At 64.1% G+C, this 20851-nt stretch carries 14 protein-coding genes; 8 read left to right on the top strand and 6 right to left on the bottom strand.

The features are described 5' to 3' along the window. Nucleotides 1-44: 44 nt before the first annotated feature. The 6 genes from addA to C8J36_RS11445 form a co-directional block, all read right to left on the bottom strand. A complete protein-coding gene (gene addA / locus C8J36_RS11470) occupies nt 45-3614 on the bottom strand; it encodes a double-strand break repair helicase AddA (RefSeq protein WP_132535024.1) in 3570 nt (1189 codons plus the stop codon). Next, nucleotides 3607-6795: a double-strand break repair protein AddB gene (addB, locus tag C8J36_RS11465; RefSeq protein ID WP_132535022.1), complete on the bottom strand. Its 3189-nt coding sequence runs from the start codon at nt 6793-6795 to the stop codon at nt 3607-3609. Before addB ends, addA begins: the two co-directional genes overlap by 8 nt. A gap of 12 nt (nt 6796-6807) precedes the next feature. After that, on the bottom strand, nt 6808-7536 hold the full coding sequence (locus C8J36_RS11460; protein ID WP_132535020.1) for a nucleotidyltransferase family protein: 729 nt from the start codon (nt 7534-7536) through the stop codon (nt 6808-6810). 124 nt (nt 7537-7660) lie between these two features. Further along, nucleotides 7661-8272 (bottom strand): alpha-ketoglutarate-dependent dioxygenase AlkB, encoded by a 612-nt coding sequence (locus tag C8J36_RS11455; RefSeq protein ID WP_132535434.1) that lies wholly within the window; start codon nt 8270-8272, stop codon nt 7661-7663. 143 nt (nt 8273-8415) lie between these two features. Next, complete coding sequence (gene arfB / locus C8J36_RS11450) at nt 8416-8850, bottom strand: alternative ribosome rescue aminoacyl-tRNA hydrolase ArfB (RefSeq protein WP_132535018.1); 435 nt, start codon at nt 8848-8850, stop codon at nt 8416-8418. A 134-nt stretch (nt 8851-8984) separates the two neighbouring features. Next, nucleotides 8985-10595, bottom strand: coding sequence for a phosphoenolpyruvate carboxykinase (locus C8J36_RS11445; RefSeq protein ID WP_132535016.1), 1611 nt, complete (start codon nt 10593-10595; stop codon nt 8985-8987). 384 nt (nt 10596-10979) lie between these two features. On the opposite strand from C8J36_RS11445, the gene C8J36_RS11440 reads away from it, so the two are divergent. From C8J36_RS11440 to tsaE, 8 genes are all read left to right on the top strand, one after another. Further along, nucleotides 10980-11711: a response regulator transcription factor gene (locus tag C8J36_RS11440; RefSeq protein WP_092935839.1), complete on the top strand. Its 732-nt coding sequence runs from the start codon at nt 10980-10982 to the stop codon at nt 11709-11711. Between the two features lie 85 nt (nt 11712-11796). After that, complete coding sequence (locus C8J36_RS11435; RefSeq protein ID WP_132535432.1) at nt 11797-13551, top strand: sensor histidine kinase; 1755 nt, start codon at nt 11797-11799, stop codon at nt 13549-13551. A 10-nt stretch (nt 13552-13561) separates the two neighbouring features. Further along, nucleotides 13562-14050, top strand: a complete 489-nt coding sequence (locus C8J36_RS11430) for an HPr kinase/phosphorylase (RefSeq protein WP_132535014.1) — start codon at nt 13562-13564, stop codon at nt 14048-14050. A 172-nt stretch (nt 14051-14222) separates the two neighbouring features. Further along, a complete protein-coding gene (locus C8J36_RS11425) occupies nt 14223-14624 on the top strand; it encodes a PTS sugar transporter subunit IIA (RefSeq protein ID WP_062477263.1) in 402 nt (133 codons plus the stop codon). A 15-nt stretch (nt 14625-14639) separates the two neighbouring features. Further along, complete coding sequence (locus tag C8J36_RS11420; RefSeq protein WP_062593503.1) at nt 14640-14912, top strand: HPr family phosphocarrier protein; 273 nt, start codon at nt 14640-14642, stop codon at nt 14910-14912. 163 nt (nt 14913-15075) lie between these two features. Beyond that, the gene (gene ahcY, locus C8J36_RS11415; protein WP_062593502.1) at nt 15076-16476 is read left to right on the top strand and encodes an adenosylhomocysteinase; all 1401 of its coding nucleotides are present in this window, start codon (nt 15076-15078) and stop codon (nt 16474-16476) included. A 355-nt stretch (nt 16477-16831) separates the two neighbouring features. Beyond that, nucleotides 16832-19360: a PAS domain-containing sensor histidine kinase gene (locus C8J36_RS11410; protein WP_132535012.1), complete on the top strand. Its 2529-nt coding sequence runs from the start codon at nt 16832-16834 to the stop codon at nt 19358-19360. After that, entirely contained in the window at nt 19357-20850 is a 1494-nt protein-coding gene (tsaE, locus tag C8J36_RS11405) for a tRNA (adenosine(37)-N6)-threonylcarbamoyltransferase complex ATPase subunit type 1 TsaE (RefSeq protein WP_132535010.1), read from the top strand. Before C8J36_RS11410 ends, tsaE begins: the two co-directional genes overlap by 4 nt. Nucleotide 20851 lies beyond the last annotated feature (1 nt).

Here is a 20851-nt window from a genome sequence, read left to right as displayed (position 1 = left end):
TCAGGATGTGATGATCCAGACCCTGAATTTCAATGTCCGGTATCTCATTTTGTCGCAAGGTCCACAAGCGCGGCATCGAGAAGCGCGTCCGATACTTCGATCGCGCGCGGCCCCTCGGTAAAGACGAGAACACAGCGAAATCGATGCGCCGGATAAAGCGGCCGCAGGATCTCCCGGTAGATCGCGAGCTGTGTTCGGTAGACGAGGGGCACGGCACCGACATCGCCGGGAACGTCCCGGTTCGTCTTGAAGTCGGCGATCACCGCGTCCTCGTCTGAGACAGCCAGACGATCGATTCGTCCTGAGACCGCGTGATCGCGCGCTCCGAGCCGAAGCGTTCCCATGATCGAGACCTCGGCACGGCTGTTGGCAGAGAACAGAGCGGAAAGCGCCGGATCCTCGATGACCGCGAGAACGGAGCGCACGATTTCCGTCCGCTGCTTTTCGCTCCAGCCGGGAACGGCGCGCGACAGGTAAAGGGCGGCATCGGCCTCCCGTTCCCCCGGCGCGCGGGCGGGCAGAACCTGCAGCAGCCGATGCAGGATCGCACCGCGCAACAAAGACGGCCCGGTCCGCTTGTCTTCGGAAAAGAGGCGCGAACCGGTGACCGTGTCCGCCGCATCCGCCTCTACCGTAAAGCCGGCTCCGGACGGGCTCAAGGGACGAGGGAGGTGGCGCTGCGGCGGCAGAGGGTCGAGCAAGGCCTGCGGCAAGGCTCCGACGTTATCGGCCGTGATGTCGCTCTTCACGGACTCGATGTCGAATTCCGTCCGCTTCGTCAGCGCATGCCAGCGCGCGCCGGTCCATTGCAGCCCGGCCACTGAAAAATCGACGGGCATGAGACGGCCTTCCGTGTCCACTGAAAGGCCGGCCTTCACCATCGCATGCCAGCTCTCGGGATTGTCGAGCTTGCCGCGATAGCCGCAGACGATCAGGCGGTCCGCCGCCCGCGTCATGCCCACATAGAGCAGGCGGCGATATTCCTCCTCGGCGCCTGCCTTCAGTCGCTGGGTATCGCCGTCGATCAGGCTGTTGGAGGCGGCCCGTGGCGGTCGCCACACGGGAATGATCGGGATCTCGCCGCCAGGGCCGCGTCCATGCGGGGAGGGCACCATGCGAAGTGCCGGAACATGCTGGTTGTTGAAGGCCTTGCCGCTGCCATCGACCAGAAAGACGACCGGCGCCTCCAGGCCCTTGGCCGCATGCACGGTCATGACGCGCACCTCGTTGCGCTCCTTGTCCTGCTCCCGCTTGATCGTCGGTGCTTCCAGCTCAAGCCCGGAGATAAAGCTCTGCAGACCCGGAAGCCCGTTGGCTTCGTGATCGAGGCAGAAGGTCAGGAATTCGTCGAGGATATCACTGACCTCGCTGCCGAGCCGCGACAGAAACGCCGCGCGGCCGCCATCCGCACCCAGCAGCCGCGCATAGAGATCATGAACGGAGAGCGTATCCGCGCGTGTCCGATAGTTCGCCAGCCGAGCGACGACCGGCTCCAGAGCGGGATCATCCGATCTCTGAAGCGCGGACCAGAGGCTTTGGCCGAGCGGACGCAGGGTCGCGGCCTCTGCCAGCATCTCCTCGGTCACCGCAAAAAGCGGGCTTTTCAGCACGGCGGCGAGGGACAGGTCGTCCTGCGGCAAGAGCAGGAAGCGGCCGAGCGCCATCAGGTCCTGTACGGCGATATGCGCTGTCAGCACCAGCCGGTCGGCACCGGCCACTGGAATGTCGTGCCGCGTCTTCAGGGCGCGCATCAGTGCGTTGACGAAGGCATCGCGCTTGCGCACCAGCACAATCACGTCCCCCGGCCGCATGAGGCGACGCGTGGTCTTCTCGATGATGGTCTCGGTGCCGATCCAGCTTGCAAGCATCGCCGCGATGCGTTCGGCGAGAATGTTCGCCGGCGCATTTTCCGGCGTCGCATCGAAGGCCGCGGTCCAGTCCTCTTCCTCGAAGCTCGGCGCGGGCGCGATGGCATCCCAGATCTCGACCAGACCGGGATGGCCGATACGGTTGGAGGCATGCACGACGGGCTCGTTGCGGGCGCTGAGGCCGCGCGCATGCGTGGGCTGGCGAAACACGGTGTCGACGGCCGACAGCACATCCTCGGTCGAACGGAAGGAGAGCTGCAACTGCACGGGGCTGAAGGCGAGCCCGCTGGCATCGATTCGCCGCCTTGCCTCGCGCTCCTCTTCCGAAAAACGCTCCGGTCGCGCGCCCTGGAACGAGTAGATCGACTGCTTCTCGTCGCCGACGGCAAAGAGCGTGCGATGCCGCCCGCGGGCGCTGTCGCCGGTGAAGAAATCCTCGGCCAAGGACCGGATGATCGACCACTGCACCGGGCTCGTATCCTGCGCCTCGTCCACGAGGATGTGATCGATGCCCTGGTCAAGCTTGTAGTGCACCCAGGCCCCGACGTCCGCGCGTGTCAGCAGCCGGGCGGTGCGGTTGATCAGGTCGTCGAAATCGAGCTGGCTGCGGCTTTTCTTGATGTCCTCGTAGTCGTGCGTCAGCCGCTCGGCCAGCACCATGGCGGCTTGCGTCGCCTCGAACATATGCAGGAGCGCCAGCCTGTCGGAAAGCCCGATGACCGCGTCATAGGCGGCCTGCACCTTGTCTTCGAGATCGGGCGCCGCCTTGCGCAGCGGTGCGGAAAAGAAGCCCGAGATCGCGCGCGGCTTGCCCGACGAGGCGGAGAAGAAAAGTTCGCGAACGGCCTGATAGCGCTGGAGCGGTGTCTTCAGCTCTGCCGCAACGGCCAGCCCATCGGCGAAATCCCGTACCTTGGCGCCGCCCGAGGCGCGGCAAAGATCGATATAGCGCGTCAGATCCGGACCATTGAGGCCTGCCAGCGGCCAGAACTGCGCGATGACGCTGTCTGCCGTTTCATCCGCAGACAGGCCCAGCGCGTCGCGGAGGACCGGCTCCGTGCCGCCTCGCTGTTCGGCTTCGCTCAGAAAGGCCTGAAGTGCGGTCCGGTTGGCGACGATCATCGAGAGCAGGCTTTCAAGCCCGGTATCGTCGGCCAGCGAGAGAACGGTCTCGAAGGCGCCGGTCAGCACCGGATCGCCTTCCGTCGCGGCAGCCGTGAGGAGAAGGCGACGTGCGTCGGCCAGAAGGATCGTCGCGGTCCGGTCGTCCAGGACGGAAAAGTGCCCGGCCACATTGGCTTCGAGCGGAAACTGATGCAGCAGCGCTTCGCAAAAGGCGTGGATCGTCTGGATCTTCAGCCCGCCCGGCGTTTCCAGCGCACGAGCAAACAGACGCCGTGCCTCGGCGACCGTCGCGGCACTCGGTGTCTGTCCTTCGAGTGCGGTGATGCGCGCGGACAGCGTCGCGTCGTCGAGCGTCACCCACTCGCCGAGACGCTCGAACACGCGGTTCGACATTTCCGCGGCTGCCGCCTTCGTATAGGTCAGGCAGAGAATGGCCGAGGCGCGGCATCCCGAAAGCAAAAGCCGGATGACGCGCTGCGTCAGCACATGGGTTTTGCCCGATCCGGCATTGGCCGACACCCAGGCCGATCGTTTCGGGTCCGAGGCGAGCGCCTGCTGCTGTGTCGTCCAGTTCAGCCAGTCGGCGGGCGAGCCGCTCGTCGGTGCGAGATCGTCAGGCATCCCCCGTCTCCTCTTCGCCATCCGCGGTCGACCACTCGGCCACGCGCGCCAGGTGATCATATTCGCCGCCATAGGATTTCTCCTTCTGGACGATCACGCGCGAGGCAAAGCCGCGCTGACCCGATTGCAGCGCCCGCAGCAGGCCAGTGAACTGGGCAAGTGATTCGTCGGCCAGCATTTCCGCCGTCTTCGGCTCGACATCGCCTTTCGCGCGCCCCTCATTGTTGACCTCGTCCACTTCGAACCGATCTCCAGGTTTCAGCCGGACATACAGAAGAGAGGCGGGGTGGCGCTTGCCGACCGTGTCGAAGGCACCTGCCTTCAGTGCGGCGGCTTCCAGCGGCAATTGCGGATCGAGCAGCGCGCGGGCTTCCTTCACCGAGGGACTGGCGCCGGTCTTGTAGTCGACGATGACAGCCTCGCCGTCCGGGCCGATGTCGATCCGGTCGGCCATGCCGGTCAGCTCGATATCGGCGACGCCGACCTGGAATTTCGCATAGCGCTCCAGGAAGGATTGCCGGATTCCGTCTTTGCGGGAGATCTCCCAATCGATGAAGGCCCGACCGACGGCGGCAAAGCGGGGCCGCCAGATGACGTCGATATGGACGGGCAGGCGCTGCTCGTCGAAGGCCGCGTCGATCAGCTCTTTCATCACGATCTGGGCTTCGGCCGTTGCCGGATCGACGGCGCTTTTGGCGAAGCGCTCGACGATCGCGTGGTAGATCGTGCCGCGCTCGGCCGCGCCGGGGTCAGCGTTGAAGCCGTCGATCGGCTGGAGCCGCAGGATGCGCCGGGCATAGATGGAATACGGATCGCGGCGCAGGCGCCCGACCTCGCTGAAGGAATAGCGCTTCGGCTGCAGCGCGAAATCGGGCCTGGGCTCCGGCCGCCGGGCGAGCGGCGTATCCGGCCGCGCATCGAGAAGGGCCGCGTAGCGCAGACGATCGCGTCCGTTCTCACGCAGGCGCTCACCGAGATCCTTGCCGCCGACGGCGAGAAGCCGCTGCAGCCAGCGTGATGCCACGGTGGGCGTCGCACCCTTGCGCAAGGATCGGCTGAAGACGAGGCGGCGCGTGCCGCAGGCCATTTGCAGGTCATGGGCCAGCTGGCCGATGCGCCGTTCCGGCGGCTCAAGTCCGATGCCGGTCTTCATGCTCCGCGACAGGAAGGGATCGTTGGCGGTCTGTCCCGGCCACGTCCCTTCGTTCATGCCGCCGAGCACGACGAGATCGACGCTCTGCAGTCGCGCCTCCAGCGCCCCGAAGATGAAGACGCGCGGGTGCCGCATGGCGCGCGGCTTGACGGCGGAGCCGGCCATCAACGCTTCCACTGCCTCACACCACTGCCCGCCATCCGCCTCGATCTGCCCGTCGGCCTCGATGACGGCGCGCAGCAGATCGGCCAGTGCCGCACCCGCCTCGCCGGACCAGAGCGCACCGAGATCGCCTGTCTCGGTCGTCGCAAGGCCTTCCAGCGCCCGGCCGGTCCGCTCGGCCCAGTCGGACAGGGTGAGCGAGGTACTGAAACCACCAGCCCCCTTTCGCCGCCGCACCAGCATGGCGACGAGCGGCTCGACGGCCGTGGCGATGGCACCAGCCACCGAACGCGCCTCCTCGATATCCGCATCGGTCACCTGCGTCAGCCATTCCGGCGCATGGCGATCGGCCCGCCGGCGCGGCGCCGCCTCGTCGAGGAGCGGCCTCAGGTCGGCGATATCGGCCGGCATCGTTCCTCCGCGTAAAGCGAGCAGCTCCAGCAGCGTCGCGGCCGGGCGGAGACGTTCGGGCGAGACGCCGAAGAGGGCGAGCGGATGCTTCATCAGTGTGGTGATGGCGACGGGATCGCCGGGGCGTAGCGCGACATCGAGCATCAGCCGCAGCAGCGTGCCCTGCGGCGTGGATGCGAGCGGCGTTCCCGCGGAATCATCCGCCTCGATGCCGAAGCGCTGCAGTTCGGCGGCAACCCGACGGGCGAGATCCCGGTCGGGCGTGATCAGCGCCGCCTGGCATTCCTCGTCCTTCTGCAAGGCCAACCGCAGCGAGAGCGCAATCGCGGTCGCCTCCTCCCGTTCGTTGATAGCCTCGATCAAGGCCGCGTCGGCAAAAGCCGCCTCGACATGCCCGGCGTCCAGCGACCGTCGCACGGCGTCCCAGGAACTGGTCGCCTCGACCGGCAGAAAGGCATGCGACAGCGTCTCCGCACGGTCGCCGAGATCGGTTTCGACTGTGCCGATCGAAACGACCTCGCTTCGGAAGATGCCCATGCGCCGGAGGAGGCGCACGAAGCCATATTGCGGGTGGCTCCGGCTGGCGGAATCGTCGCGGCGTGCAGCGTCGGTGGCCGGGGGATCGATCAGGTTCCAGTCCGTCTCCGTCATCGTCTCATCGAGGCCGGGCAGGACGATGGCGCCCTGCGCCAGCTTCTGCACCGCAAGAATCAGCCGGGCGGTGGCGGGAATGGAGCCCGTGGAGCCGGCAATGATGACAGGACCATCGATGGCGCCGGCCGCGATCCGGTGGCTTTCCGCCTCAAGGACCGCATTGCGGTGGCGGGCGGGCGAAGATCGGCTGAGTTCGGCCAGCCGGGCCGGCCAGAACTGGCTGGCGATCTCGAGGAATTCGAGCGTCAGCGTCCACCATTGCGCGTAGTTGCTGGCGTCGAGCGTGCCGAGGCTCGTCCAATCCAGATCCTCCGTCTCGATATCGTCGATGATCTGCACGAGGTTTCGGGCCAGCCACAGGGCGTCGGCCGGGCTGGCCGGGGCGATCAGCGGGCTGTCGCCATGGAGTTCGGTGACGATCCGCGGCAGCGTGTTGCGCCAGGCAAGGATCAGCCGAGACAGTTCGATCAGGCGGGCCGGGCCTGTCAGCGGCGGCGCGAGGTCGAGGACAGCGGGCATTTCCGCATCGAAGAAGCCGCTATCGTCGTCCGTCTCCCCCAGCGCCCGGATAACCGGAAGGATCGCCGAGCGGGCGCCGAGGCAATCCACGAACTCCGAGCGGAGCACGCGCGCCGCGCGCCGCGTCGGAACGAAGATCGTAACGCCCGCAAGCGACAAAGGATCGGCGGGATCGTAGCGATAATCGGGGACGATGGTCCCGTCGCAGATTGCGTGGACGAGCGTCTTCAGGAAGGGCACGCCGGCCGGGATCGTGAAGACGTTCTGTCGCGCTGGCGTCATGTCTTGGTCCCCTCAGGCGCGTTCCGCCAGCCGCGCAAACTGCGCTTCGGCCTTGCCGATCGCATCCGGCGTTCCCACCGTGATCCACTCGCCTTCCAGCATCAGGCCGTACAGGCGCCCGGCGGCGATGGCCCTGTCGAAATAGATGTTGAGATTGAAGGCATCCTTCGGCGCATCATCGAACAATGTGCTCATCATGGCGATGGCGCCGGCATAGACGACCGGTCGGGACATGCCCTCGGCATAACGCACGAGTTTGCCGTTCGCCTGAAGCGAAAAATCCTTCTTGCCGTCATGCCCCGTGGTCCGCTCGAGATCGACGCAGAGGAGCAGCATGTCCATGCGGGCGGGATCGAAGGCTTCGGCCAGTCGCGCCAGATTGCTGCGGCCTTCCGGCTCGCCGATCCAGAACAGATCGGCGTTCATGACCAGCACGGGACCGGACTCCAGAAGCGAGAGCCCCTTGGCAAGCCCACCGCCCGAATTCATCAGGGCATCGCGTTCATCGGATATCCGGATGGCGGGCGCGGCGCGGGCGTGGAGATGGTCTTCCATGCGGTCTGCGAAATGATGCACGTTGACGGCAGCGGTCTTGATGCCGGCATCGACCAGAAGATCGAGCACATGATCGATCATCGGCTTGCCGGCGATCGGCACCAGCGGTTTCGGCATGGTGTCGGTGATGGGGCGCAGGCGCGTTCCGAGCCCTGCAGCCAGCACCATGGCATTCTCGATGAGCATGTCGCCCTTTCCCGGGTTGGCGCTCCCTTGGCGCCGTGATTCGTAATCGAAGCCTTGCATCATTTCCGAAACGCGGCAGGGTTCAAGAACAGATCCTTGCAGGTGACACGTTGCCGACCCCTTCTCAAGGCGTGACGCGCCGAAGCGTCAGGTTGATACGGCCGCCGTTCTTCAGAAGCGTCGATGTCGCGGGGTAGATCCGATCGACGCCATGAAAGGCCAGCCGGCTTTCTCCGCCGAGAACGACGATGTCGCCGCTCGACAGCTTGAACGAGACCGTCCGGTCGCTTCGCTCGCGACCGCCGACCCGAAACAGGCAGGCATCGCCCAGCGACACCGAAACCACGGGCGTCTGAAGATCCTGCTCGTCCTTGTCCTGGTGCAGCCCCATCCGGGCCGTTTCCGCATAGAAGTTGACGAGGCAGGCCTGCGGCGGCTTGGCGGCGCCGGCAACGGTTTGCCAGAGATCCAGGAGGCTCTGCGGAATGGCGGGCCACGGCTCTTGCGTCACGGGGTGAAGCGGCTGGTAGCGATAGCCTAGATCCTTGTCCGTGACCCAGCCGAGCGTGCCGCAATTCGTCATTCTGACCGAGAGTTCCTTGCCGGTCTTCGGCATGGCCGGGCGGTAGAGCGGGGCCGCGGCGACGATGCCTCTCACCGCCTCGACAAGGGCTTCCTGCCGATCGCGATCGAGAAAGCCCGGAATGTGGCGAAAGCCTTTCGGCAGGACCAGCATGGCCTCCTCCTGTTCGCGTTGTTGCCAGTTGCTCAAGATGGATCCGGCCATGACGGCATCGCTTGCCGGAGTCTCACCGCGATCGATCCGCTTTCGCTCGACACATCGTGTCCCCGAAGGACGCGTCCGGTCTTTGACTTCATCTAATCGCCATCCGGCCGGCCGCGCATTTTCTTGACCTCTCCGCGCCCGCTCTTGGCCTTGAGACGGCGCTCGACCGAGCCGCGGGTCGGCTTTGTCTTCCGGCGGGGCGGCGGTGGGGGTTCGGCCGCCTTGAGGATCAGCGCCTTCAAGCGTTCGCGCGCGTCCTCGCGGTTGCGGTCCTGGCTGCGGAAACGGTTGGCCTCGATCATCAGCACGCCGTCCTTCGAGACCTTCCGCCCGGAAAGGCCAATGGCGATGTCGCGGATGCGCTCGGGCAGAGACGGGGATGCGGCGATATTGAAAAACAGCTGGACGGCAGTTGCGACCTTGTTGACGTTCTGCCCGCCGGGCCCGCCCGCCAGCACGAACTGTTCGCTCAGCTCCCAGCCGGCAATCACGATCCGATCGTTGATATAGAGGGGGTCGCTTGCCATGCCGTCGCCTTTCGTTCCCTGTTTATTCCAGCTCGGGGCACTTTGCAAATAGAGCAGAACGACAAAACCCGACGCTGTCGACAGCGTCGGGTTTCACGTGAAATCATCGGTAAGGCGTCTCCGCCTCGCTGCGCTTATTCCGCAGCGATCGCCAGACCCGGTGCCGCATCCCGCACGCCGCCATCGACGTGGCTTTCGAACTTGGTGAAGTTCGCCACGAACATGTTGGCAAGCTTGCTCGCTTGCGCATCATAGGCCACGCCATCGGCCCAGGTCGAGCGCGGGTCGAGAATGCCACCTTCGATGCCGGCAACTTCGACCGGAACCGCGAAGCCGAAATTGGCGTCGGTGCGCATGTCGGTCTCGGCCAGCGAGCCATCCAGCGCTGCGGCAAGCAGGGCACGCGTGGCCTTGATCGGCATGCGGCGGCCCGTGCCGTAGGCGCCACCGGTCCAGCCAGTGTTGACGAGCCAGCAGGTAACGCCGTGCTCGGCGATCAGGTCGCGCAGCAGGTTGCCGTATTCGCTCGGATGCCGCGGCATGAAGGGGGCGCCGAAGCAGGTCGAGAAGGTGGCTTCCGGCTCGGTCACGCCCTTTTCCGTGCCGGCGACCTTGGCGGTGTAGCCGGAGAGGAAGTGGTACATGGCCTGGTCGGCGGTCAGCTTGGCGATCGGCGGCATGACGCCAAAGGCATCGGCCGTCAGCATGATGATCGTCTTCGGATGACCGGCCGTGCCGGTTGCGCTGGCATTCGGAATGAAGTCGAGCGGATAGGCGCAGCGCGTATTTTCGGTCAGCGAGCCGTCGTCGAAGTTCGGTACCCGGTTTTCATCCAGGATGACGTTCTCGAGCACGGTGCCGAAACGCTTGGTCGTGGCGAAGATTTCCGGCTCAGCTTCGGCCGAAAGACGGATCGTCTTGGCGTAGCAGCCACCCTCGAAGTTGAAGATGCCGTCCTTGCCCCAGCCATGCTCGTCGTCGCCGATCAGCGTGCGCTTCGGATCGGCCGACAGCGTCGTCTTGCCGGTGCCGGAAAGGCCGAAGAAGACGGCGGAATCGCCATCCGGGCCGACATTCGCCGAGCAGTGCATCGGCATGACGCCCTTTTCCGGCAGCAGGTAGTTGAGCGCCGTGAAGACCGACTTCTTCATTTCGCCGGCATAGGAAGTGCCGCCGATCAGCACGAGGCCGTTGACGAGATCGCAGGCGATGACCGTTTCCGTGCGGCAGCCGTGACGGGCCGGGTCGGCGCGGAAATGCGGCAGATCGATGATCGTCAGCTTCGGCGCGAACGTCTTCAGGCTTTCGCGGTCCGGACGGATCAGCAGGTTGCGGATGAACAGGGAATGCCAGGCAAATTCGGTGATGACGCGCGTCGGCAGGGCGTTGTCGCTGTCGGCACCGCCGATCAGATCCTGCACATAGAGCGAACGGCCACGGGCGTGGTCCATCATGTCGTTGCACAGCGTCTCGAAATGCGCCGGTGACATTTCCTTGTTATTGTCCCACCAGATCTGGTCGGTGGTCGTCGCATCGCGAACGACGAACTTGTCCTTGGCGGAGCGACCGGTGTGCTGGCCGGTCAGTGCCCGAAGAGCGCCATCGGCCGTGACCTGTGCTTCGCCGAGACGCAGCGACTCTTCGTAGAGTTCTGCAGGCGTCAGATTGTAACGGACGGCGACGATATCGTCGAAACCGAGTGCAGCGATTCCGAGATCCGGATTGCGAATGCCAAATTCTTCCATGAGCGCTGCTCCCCTGCGTTGTATCAATGCCGCAACATTAGCCGGAGTTACAGAAAACGCAAGACGGCATTCTAAAAAATACAATAAATTCAATATATTAATCGATTTAAAGGAAATTGTTCAATGTTCAATCGGTTTAAATTTCGAATTGAAAATGTCTGAGGTGCGCACCTCAGCGCTCATACGAACGATTGTGCGTCATCGCGACATTTTCGCTTCGCCACAATTTGTTCCACCTTTATACTCATGAACGCGCGCCGGCCTCGGCCGACCTCCTGATGCGGAGTTCTGTCTATCCTGGCCGGCCTCTGTCGATGACGCCCTTCTTCCAGCGGGAGAGGGCCGGATGAGAGAAGGCGCGAAGATATGATGGAGCGGAATACGATGCAGACCATTGCACTTGTCGATGACGACCGGAACATCCTGACATCGGTCTCGATCGCGCTGGAAGCGGAAGGCTACAAGGTCGAGACCTATACGGACGGCGCCTCCGCGCTCGATGGGCTTCTCGCCCGACCGCCGCAGCTCGCGATCTTCGATATCAAGATGCCGCGCATGGACGGAATGGAACTGCTGCGCCGCCTGCGGCAGAAGTCGGATATCCCCGTCATCTTCCTCACCTCCAAGGACGAGGAGATCGACGAGCTTTTCGGCCTCAAGATGGGTGCCGACGACTTCATCACCAAACCGTTCTCCCAGCGCCTGCTGGTCGAGCGCGTCAAGGCGATCCTGCGCCGCTCCGCCAACCGGGAAGCGGCGGCCGCGGCCGGTCCGGCCGGCCTCCAGAAGATGAAGGACGACATCCAGGCCCGCTCGCTGGAACGCGGCCAGCTGTCGATGGACCAGGAGCGCCACACCTGCACCTGGAAGAATGAGCCGGTGACGCTGACGGTGACCGAGTTCCTGATCCTGCATTCCCTTGCCCAGCGCCCCGGCGTCGTGAAGAGCCGGGACTCGTTGATGGATGCGGCCTATGACGAGCAGGTCTACGTGGACGATCGCACCATCGACAGCCACATCAAGCGGCTGCGCAAGAAGTTCAAGATGGTCGACAACGACTTCGATATGATCGAAACCCTGTATGGCGTCGGTTACCGGTTCCGCGAATCGGCCTGACGTCTCGAATCATGACGCCCTGAACATCGCGACGAGCGGGAGAGGCTGAGCATCCGACGTGGCAGACATCACGAGGCATGCGGCGATCGAGGAAGCGGACGGAGCCTATCGCTCCGGCCGGCGCTGGGCGCATCCCTTCACGCTGATCCGCCGCCTCTTCGGCAACGCCGTCTTTTCGAGCCTCACGCGCCGCATCCTGTTCTTCAATCTCGTGGCGCTCGTCGTGCTCGTCGGCGGCATCATGTATCTCAACCAGTTCCGCGAGGGACTGATCGATGCCCGCGTCGAGAGCCTGCTGACGCAGGGCGAGATCATCGCCGGTGCCATCGCCGCCTCTGCTTCGGTCGATACCAATTCCATCACCATCGATCCGGAAAAGCTTCTCGAGCTGCAGGCCGGGCAGAGCATCACGCCGCTGCCGCGCGATGAAGACCTGGAATTTCCGATCACCCAGGAGCGTGTGGCGCCCGTGCTGCGACGGCTGATCTCGCCGACCCGCACCCGCGCCCGTCTGTTCGATGCCGATGCCGATCTCCTGCTCGACAGCCGTCACCTTTATACGGGCGGGCAGGTGCTGCGCTTCGACCTGCCGCCGATCGAGCCCGAAAACCAGACCCTGACCGGCAAACTCAACACTTGGTACAATCGCATGCTCCAGCCGGGCAACCTGCCGCTCTACAAGGAGCCGCCAGGTGGCAACGGATCGATCTATCCCGAGGTCATGAACGCGCTCACGGGCGTGCGCGGCGCGGTCGTCCGGGTGACGGAACAGGGCGAGCTCATCGTGTCCGTCGCCGTCCCCGTCCAGCGTTTCCGGGCCGTTCTCGGCGTGCTGCTCCTCTCGACCCAGGCGGGCGACATCGACAAGATCGTTCACGCCGAGCGGCTGGCGATCATCCGGGTCTTCGGCGTCGCAGCCCTCGTCAACGTCATCCTGTCGCTGCTCCTGTCGAGCACGATCGCCAATCCCCTGCGCCGCCTTTCGGCCGCCGCCATCCGCGTGCGCCGTGGCAGTGCCAAGGAGCGCCAGGAGATTCCCGATTTCTCCTCGCGTCAGGACGAGATCGGCAATCTCTCGGTGGCGCTACGCGACATGACGGGTGCACTCTATGACCGTATTGCCGCCATCGAGAATTTCGCCGCCGATGTCAGCCACGAGCTGAAGAACCCGCTGACCTCGCTGCGCAGTGCGGTGGAGACCCTGCCGCTGGCCCGCAGCGACGAGTCCAAGAAGCGCCTGATGGACGTCATCCAGCACGATGTGCGCCGGCTCGACCGCCTGATCAGCGACATCTCCGACGCCTCGCGGCTGGATGCCGAGCTTGCCCGCAGCGATGCGCGCGTCGTCGATCTCGAAAAGCTGCTCGGCGATCTCGTCGATATCTCGCGTCAGGTGCGCAACAAGAAGAAGGCGGTGCTGCTCAACTTCGTCGTGGAGCGAAAGGACAATCCGAAGGCTCGCTTCGATGTCAGCGGCTACGAGCTGCGCATCGGCCAGATCATCACCAACCTCATCGAGAACGCCCGGTCCTTCGTGCCGGAAGAGGGGGGACACATCATCGTGCGGCTGACGCGCAACCGTACGCGCTGCATCGTCTATGTCGAGGACAACGGCCCGGGCATCCAGGCCGAGGATATCGACCGCATCTTCGAACGCTTCTACACCGATCGGCCCGATGGCGAAGACTTCGGACAGAATTCGGGCCTCGGTCTCTCGATCTCGCGGCAGATCGCCGAAGCGCATGGCGGCACGCTGCGGGCGGAAAACATGACGGATCCGCACGGAAAGATCACCGGGGCCCGCTTCATTCTCTCGCTGCCCGTCGGCGAGGCGGCGTGAGCGCTGCGCGATGAAGTCCGGAGAGCACGAGGCCGAATGCGGTCACGCAAGCCGAGAGAGGAACGCGCCCGCCAACATCCACGCGACGGCCATCGTTCTCGGCACGCTCGGTTATCTCTTCGTCGGGCCCTCCGGCACAGGCAAGACCAGCACCGCCCTTGCCTGCCTGTCCTCCGCCGTTCGTCGCGGCTGGAACGCGGCACTCGTTTCGGACGATCAGGTCCTCATCTCTCTGCAAGGCGACCGCCTCGTCGCCCGCGCGCCGGCGAGCATTGCGGGCCTTGCCGAGCTGCGCGGGGTCGGCCCGGTGCCGATCCGCAGCGTCCGGGCGGCCGTCATGTCCTTTGCCGTCCTGCCCGTTCTGCCCCCTGTCGGGCTGCGGGTCGCACCGGAGGCCGAGACCTGGACGGTGGGCGCAGTGACCCTTCCCCTGCTTCGGCTTCCGCTTTTGCCGGGGCTTGACCCGCTCGATGCACTCAGCCGCTTTTCGACTCTTTAAATGTCGCAGTCTGCACAGATTTTGCTCATGTGATCCGAGTTTTAGGATTTTTGACTTGCACTCCGGCATTTCCTCGCCAAGATGACCGCCCCAAGGCGGAATGAAATTGTTGCATTGCGGCATGGCATGGCTATCGTCCGCCGAAGGGAAAAGGCAGTTGGAGCAAAGACACATGATCGGACTTGTGCTTGTCACGCACGGCAAGCTGGCTGAAGAGTTTCGTCATGCGCTCGAACACGTCGTAGGGCCGCAGAAATTCATCGAGACCGTGTGTATCGGCCCGGAAGACGACATGGATCAGCGGCGTCAGGATATTCTGACGGCCGTGATCGCTGCCAACGAGGGCAACGGCGTCATCATTCTCACCGACATGTTCGGCGGCACGCCGTCCAATCTTGCCATCTCCGTCATGCAAAGCGGCACGGTCGAGGTCATCGCCGGCGTCAACCTGCCCATGCTGATCAAGCTGGCGGGTGTGCGTGGCGAGAGCGACATGGACAAGGCCTTGGTGGAGGCCTCCGAGGCCGGGCGCAAATATATCAATGTTGCCAGCCGCGTTCTCAGCGGCAAATAACGGGCGCAATCCTTCATGACACTGTCGCGGGACCTCCAGATCATCAACAAGCGCGGCCTGCATGCGCGTGCCTCTGCCAAATTCGTGCAGACGGTCGAGGCCTACGATGCCGAAATCCACGTCACCAAGGACGGCATGACCGTCGGCGGCCTGTCGATCATGGGTCTGATGATGCTGGCGGCCAGCACCGGCAGCTCGATTTCCGTCACCGCAAGCGGCCAGCAGGCGGAGGCGGCGCTGGAAGCGCTCGACGCTCTGGTGCGCGACCGGTTCGGCGAGGAAATGTAGGGATATAAACATATAAAGACGTCTTTATATGTAGGTTGCCTGCCATCCGCTTTCCTGCTAGAGAAAGATCGCGCCCCGCCTATGGCCGGGCAAGAGATCAGTGCCCGCCTGCGGTCCCGGAGCCTCAAGCTTTCGACCCGGCGAGCCACCAGCGGAGAGCTTCATGAGCACGACCAACGACTATCTGGTAGCCGATATCGGCCTGGCCGACTTCGGCCGCAAGGAAATCACCATTGCCGAAACCGAAATGCCGGGCCTGATGGCCTCGCGCGAGGAATTCGGTGCGTCGAAGCCCTTGAAGGGTGCCCGCATCACGGGATCGCTGCATATGACGATCCAGACGGCGGTTCTCATCGAGACGCTGGTCGCGCTCGGTGCCGACGTTCGCTGGGCATCCTGCAACATCTTCTCCACGCAGGACCATGCTGCCGCCGCGATCGCGGCTGCGGGCATTCCGGTCTACGCCGTCAAGGGCGAGACGCTGACGGAATACTGGACCTACACCGACAAGATCTTTCAGTGGACCGACGGCGGCGTCTCCAACATGATCCTCGACGATGGCGGCGATGCCACCATGTACATCCTGCTCGGCGCGCGCGCCGAAGCCGGTGAAGACGTGCTGTCGAACCCGGGCTCGGAAGAAGAAGAGATCCTGTTCGCGCAGATCAAGAAGCGTCTGGCCGAAACGCCCGGCTTCTTCACGAAGCAGCGCGACGCGATCCAGGGCGTCACCGAGGAAACCACCACCGGCGTCAACCGCCTGTACCAGTTGCACGCCAAGGGCTTGCTGCCCTTCCCGGCGATCAACGTCAACGACAGCGTCACCAAGTCGAAGTTCGACAACAAGTATGGCTGCAAAGAGTCGCTCGTCGACGGCATCCGCCGCGGCACCGACGTGATGATGGCCGGCAAGGTTGCCGTCGTCTGCGGTTACGGCGACGTCGGCAAGGGTTCGGCAGCCTCGCTGTCGGGTGCGGGTGCCCGCGTCAAGGTCACGGAAGTCGATCCGATCTGCGCCCTTCAGGCCGCCATGGATGGCTTCGAAGTCGTCCAGCTCGAAGACGTCGTCGCGAGCGCCGATATCTTCATCACCACGACCGGCAACAAGGACGTCATCCGCATCGAGCATATGCGCGAGATGAAGGACATGGCGATCGTCGGAAACATCGGCCACTTCGACAACGAGATTCAGGTTTCCGCCTTGCGGAACCTGAAGTGGAACAATGTGAAGCCGCAGGTCGATCTCATCGAGTTCCCTAAGGGCAACCGGATGATCCTTCTGTCGGAAGGTCGCCTGCTGAACCTCGGCAACGCCACAGGTCACCCATCCTTCGTCATGTCGGCGTCGTTCACCAACCAGGTGCTCGCCCAGATCGAGCTCTTCACCAAGGGCGAGCAGTACGAAGCCGGCGTCCACATCCTGCCGAAGCACCTCGACGAGAAGGTCGCGCGCCTTCACCTCGCCAAGCTTGGCGTCAAGCTGACGACGCTGTCGGATGAACAGGCGTCCTATATCGGCGTGACCCCGCAGGGTCCGTTCAAGGCGGATCACTACCGCTACTAAGCGCGAGCGAAAAATATCCGGAGTTGGAAGAGGCCGTACGCTGAAGAGCGTGCGGCCTCTTTTTCGTCTCCATGCTTCCCGCTTCCAAGGGGAGGGACTATGCTGACCTGTATCGATTCGGGACGAAGATGCGGCACTGACGCGGACCGAATCGGAAAAAAGCGTTGGTTTTCAGGACGGAACGACGCACGCCGTAAGCGGCGGGCAAGCAAGAACGCGTAACGATCCCGAAGACGACGATATTCGTTCAACCGGCCTTGTCGAAAGGTCGTGCGGACGGCGGATGCGTGCCTGTGGGGTTTTGCCATCTTGGCGGAAGACCGGCCGGGCGCCGTGCAACGGGGACAGGCACGTGATGACGAAAGCTTCTTGGAACGCCGGACGAACGCCTGCCGAGCCGGGCGTAAGCTCTGCGGTCGACACCCGGCCGGATCGACGTCGCAAGCGCCTGTCGTCGATCATTCGCCACCTTGCCGCGGGTTCTGCCCTCGGGCTCCTCTCCGGCGAGGCCATGGCCGCGGAAGGCGTCACGAGCGTTTTTCACTCCTCTGAGATCATCACGTTCTCGCTCCTCACCGGTGCCATTGCCGCCGCCATGATTTCGGCCGTCTGGGTGATACGGCAGCGCAGCACCGTCGAGACCGACAATCGCGACCTGAAGACGGCGCTTGCCGATGCGCGCCAGAGCATCGCGCGCTTCCAGGCACTGATTTCCGACAAGAACCGCAGCATCGTGGTCTGGGATGGTCCGGCCGAAAAGCCCGAATTTCTCGGCCAGCTACCGCCGGAAACGGGTGCGCCGCAGGACGACCGCGATTTCCTCGCCTTCGGCCGCTGGATCAAGGCGACGTCGGCGAGCGAACTCGAACGGGCCATCGATCGCCTGCGCACCTTTGCCGAAAGCTTCGACCTCGTCGTGCAGACGAACCGCAACGAGATCCTGGAAGCTCAGGGACGCGTGTCCGGCGGCCGCGCCTTCGTGCGCTTCGTCGCTCTCAACAATCTGCGCGAGGAACTGGCCGAGCTGACGCTGGAGCGCGACCGGCTGCGCGGCGATCTCGCAAGCCTTCAGACGCTTTTGAATGCGGTGGATATGCCGGTCTGGCAGCGTGGACGCGACGGACAGATCGCCTGGGTCAACGAAGCCTATCGCGACGCCGTGGAAGCGCCGAGCACCGACGTCGTGGTCCAGGAAGGCCGCGAACTGCTGGCAACCGTTTCACGTGAAAAAGCCAAGGCGCTCGCCACCTATGATTCGCCCTTCCGCGACAAGATCTCGACCGTCGTGCGCGGCCAGCGCACCTTCTTCGATGTCGTCGATGCGAAGACCACCTATGGCACGGCCGGTATCGCCCATGATGTCAGCGCCATCGAGGCCGTTCGCGAGGAATTGTCCCGCACGCTGAAGAGCCATGCCGAGACGCTGGACCATCTGGCAACGGCCGTGGCGACCTTCGATGGCTCGCAGCGCCTGCAATTCTACAATCAGGCGTTCCAGACCCTCTGGAACCTCGACACGGCCTTTCTCGCCCGCCGCCCCGGCAATGGCGAGATCTTCGACCAGCTGCGCGAAAGCGGCCGCCTTCCCGAGCAGCTCAGCTGGAAGCAATGGAAGGAACAGGCTCTCTCCGTCTATCAGGCCATCGAAACCCAGATGGACATGTGGCATCTGCCGAACGGCCAGACCCTGCGCGTTTTCGCGACGGCCCGTCCGCAAGGCGGGGCAACCTGGGTCTTCGAAAACCTCACCGAGCGTGTCGATCTGGAAACCCGCTACAATACGCTGGTGCAGGTCCAGGGCGAAACCATCGATCACCTTTCCGAAGGCGTTGCCGTGTTCGGTCCGGACGGGCGCATCAAGCTGTCCAACCCGGCGTTCCGGGCGCTCTGGGGTGTGACCGAAACCGAAGTCGCTCCGGGCATCCATATCCGCGCCATCGAGCAGGCCTGCACCGTTTCCTACGACCAGCCGGATGGCTGGAAGCGGTTTGCCCACGCCATTACCAGCTTCGAGGACGAGCGGCCGTCGAGCCGCGGTATGCTCGAACTGCGCACCGGTCTCATCCTCGACTTTGCCATCATCCCACTTCCCAATGCGCAGACCATGCTGACCTTCGTCGACATGACCGACAGCGTGCGCGTCGAGCGCGCCCTGACGGAAAAGAACGAGGCGCTGCGCATGGCCGACTCGCTGAAGAACGATTTCGTGCAGCATGTCTCCTACGAGCTGCGCTCGCCGCTCACCAACATCATCGGTTTCGCCGACCTTCTGAAGACGCCCGCCTTCGGCGAGCTATCGACGCGCCAGGCGGAATATGTCGATCATATCTCCACCTCCTCCTCGCTGCTCCTGACCATCGTCAACGATATTCTCGACCTCGCGACCGTGGATGCCGGCATCGTCGAGCTCGACCTCAGCGAGATCAATCTCACCGATTTCCTCGATGAGGTGTCGCAGCAGATGGCAGATCGTCTGCAGGAAAGCTCTGTCACCCTGCGCATCGACACGCCCGACATGCTCGGCACTTTCGTTGCCGACCACCAGCGGCTGAAGCAGATCTTCATCAAGCTCCTGACCAATGCCGCCAACTTCGCGCCGGAGGGCAGCGTCGTTGGCCTCTCCTGCGCGCGCGAGGCCAGCGATTTCGTCTTCACCGTCAGCGATCAGGGACCCGGTATTCCGAAGGACGTGCTGGAAAGCGTCTTCCATCGCTTCGAGAGCCATGGCCAGCGCGGCGGCGCCGGCCTCGGCCTTTCGATCGTCGATAGCTTCATCACCCTCCACCATGGCAAGGTCCGCATCGTGACGCGGGAAGGCGAGGGGACCGAGGTCATTTGCCGTATTCCCTCGGGCGCATTGCCGAAGGCCGAAGCCGCGGAATGACCGACATGCTGCGCCTGCCGCTTGCCGATGAAGCCGCCACGATCAGGCTTGGCGAAGATCTGGCGCTCGCTCTGAAATCCGGAGACACGGTCGCTCTCTCGGGCGATCTCGGTGCGGGAAAATCGACCCTCGCCCGCGCGCTCATCCGGGCCGTCGCAGACGATCCTTTTCTGGAGGTGCCCAGCCCGACCTTCACGCTCGTGCAGTCATACGATCTGCGCACGACCGTCTCGCATTTCGATCTCTATCGACTGGGGGATGCGAGCGAGGTGCTGGAGCTTGGCCTCGATGAACTCTCGGCGAACGGCATCTGCCTGATCGAATGGCCCGAGCGGGCGGAGGGCTACCTGCCGCGACAGAGCATCGTGTTGGCGTTGGAGCAGGATGGAGACGGTCGCATGGCCATCGTTTCCGGCAGCGAACCGATCCTGTCCCGCATCCGCCGCAGCCTTTCGATCCGGCAGTTTCTGGACGACCACGGCTACCACGGCGTCGCGCGCCGCCATCTCAACGGCGATGCTTCCGTGCGCGGCTACGAGCGCATCCATCAGCCAGCCGGGCAGGACATGATCCTGATGGACGCCCCGCGCACCATTCCCGGGCCGATCCTTGAGGATGGAAAATACTATCAGCAGATCGCCCATATCGCCGAGGATGTCGGCGCCTTCGTCGCGATCGACCTTTATCTCCGCAAGCGCGGCTTCGCTGCGCCCGAGATCCTTGCTCAGGATATCGACGCCGGCATGCTTCTTCTGGAGGATCTCGGGGCCGAAGGCGTGCTCGACACGGGCGGCGCGCCGGTTGCGGAACGCTACATCGAAACGGCGCGCCTGCTTGCCCGACTGCATGGCGAGCCACCGGAAAACCGCCTGCCGCTTCCCGGCGGGCAGGTCCATGTCATCCCGCCCTTCGATCGCGCCGCGATCAAGATCGAGACCCGGCTGCTCCTCGACTGGTTCCTGCCGCATCATCGCGGCACGCCGGCCACGCCTGCCGAGCGCGAAACCTATGCCGCCGTCTGGGACCGGCTGATCGACCTGTCGGAGCGCGGAGAGAAGCACCTCCTCCTGCGCGACGTCCATTCGCCGAACATCCTCTGGCGCAAGGACAGGACGTGCATCGACCGCGTCGCCCTCATCGATTTTCAGGATGCCATGATCGGCCCGACGGCCTATGACGTGGCTTCGCTCGTCCAGGATGCGCGGGCGACCATCCCGCCGGGTCTCGGGCGGGCCATCCTCGATGCCTATATCACCGAGCGACGCCGTCTCGGACCCTTCGACGAGGCCGCGTTCGTCGAGCACTTCCACCTGATGGCGGCGCAGCGCAATTGCAAGCTCGTCGGTATCTGGGTGCGGCTGATGCAGCGGGACGGCAAGCCCGGCTATATGAAACACATGCCGCGCACGTTCGCCTATCTCCGCGAAGCGCTCGATCATCCCTCGCTTGCGCCTCTCGAAACCTGGCTTCGGGAAGCCGGTCTCCTGTAGG

Origin of the sequence: Rhizobium sp. PP-F2F-G48 (assembly GCF_004342335.1) — a bacterium.
GTDB lineage: Bacteria > Pseudomonadota > Alphaproteobacteria > Rhizobiales > Rhizobiaceae > Ferranicluibacter.
This window is presented reverse-complemented; position numbering and strand designations above follow the sequence as displayed.

Excerpts from the sequence above, each read along its gene's own strand:
- arfB (WP_132535018.1), bottom strand. The coding sequence starts at position 8,850 with ATGGCAAGCGACCCCCTCTATATCAACGATCGGATCGTGATTGCCGGC.
- C8J36_RS11410 (WP_132535012.1), top strand. The coding sequence starts at position 16,832 with ATGACGAAAGCTTCTTGGAACGCCGGACGAACGCCTGCCGAGCCGGGC.
- addB (WP_132535022.1), bottom strand. The coding sequence starts at position 6,795 with ATGACGCCAGCGCGACAGAACGTCTTCACGATCCCGGCCGGCGTGCCC.
- C8J36_RS11440 (WP_092935839.1), top strand. The coding sequence starts at position 10,980 with ATGCAGACCATTGCACTTGTCGATGACGACCGGAACATCCTGACATCG.
- addA (WP_132535024.1), bottom strand. The coding sequence starts at position 3,614 with ATGCCTGACGATCTCGCACCGACGAGCGGCTCGCCCGCCGACTGGCTG.
- C8J36_RS11455 (WP_132535434.1), bottom strand. The coding sequence starts at position 8,272 with ATGCTGGTCCTGCCGAAAGGCTTTCGCCACATTCCGGGCTTTCTCGAT.
- C8J36_RS11425 (WP_062477263.1), top strand. The coding sequence starts at position 14,223 with ATGATCGGACTTGTGCTTGTCACGCACGGCAAGCTGGCTGAAGAGTTT.
- ahcY (WP_062593502.1), top strand. The coding sequence starts at position 15,076 with ATGAGCACGACCAACGACTATCTGGTAGCCGATATCGGCCTGGCCGAC.
- C8J36_RS11460 (WP_132535020.1), bottom strand. The coding sequence starts at position 7,536 with ATGCTCATCGAGAATGCCATGGTGCTGGCTGCAGGGCTCGGAACGCGC.
- C8J36_RS11420 (WP_062593503.1), top strand. The coding sequence starts at position 14,640 with ATGACACTGTCGCGGGACCTCCAGATCATCAACAAGCGCGGCCTGCAT.
- tsaE (WP_132535010.1), top strand. The coding sequence starts at position 19,357 with ATGACCGACATGCTGCGCCTGCCGCTTGCCGATGAAGCCGCCACGATC.
- C8J36_RS11430 (WP_132535014.1), top strand. The coding sequence starts at position 13,562 with ATGAAGTCCGGAGAGCACGAGGCCGAATGCGGTCACGCAAGCCGAGAG.
- C8J36_RS11445 (WP_132535016.1), bottom strand. The coding sequence starts at position 10,595 with ATGGAAGAATTTGGCATTCGCAATCCGGATCTCGGAATCGCTGCACTC.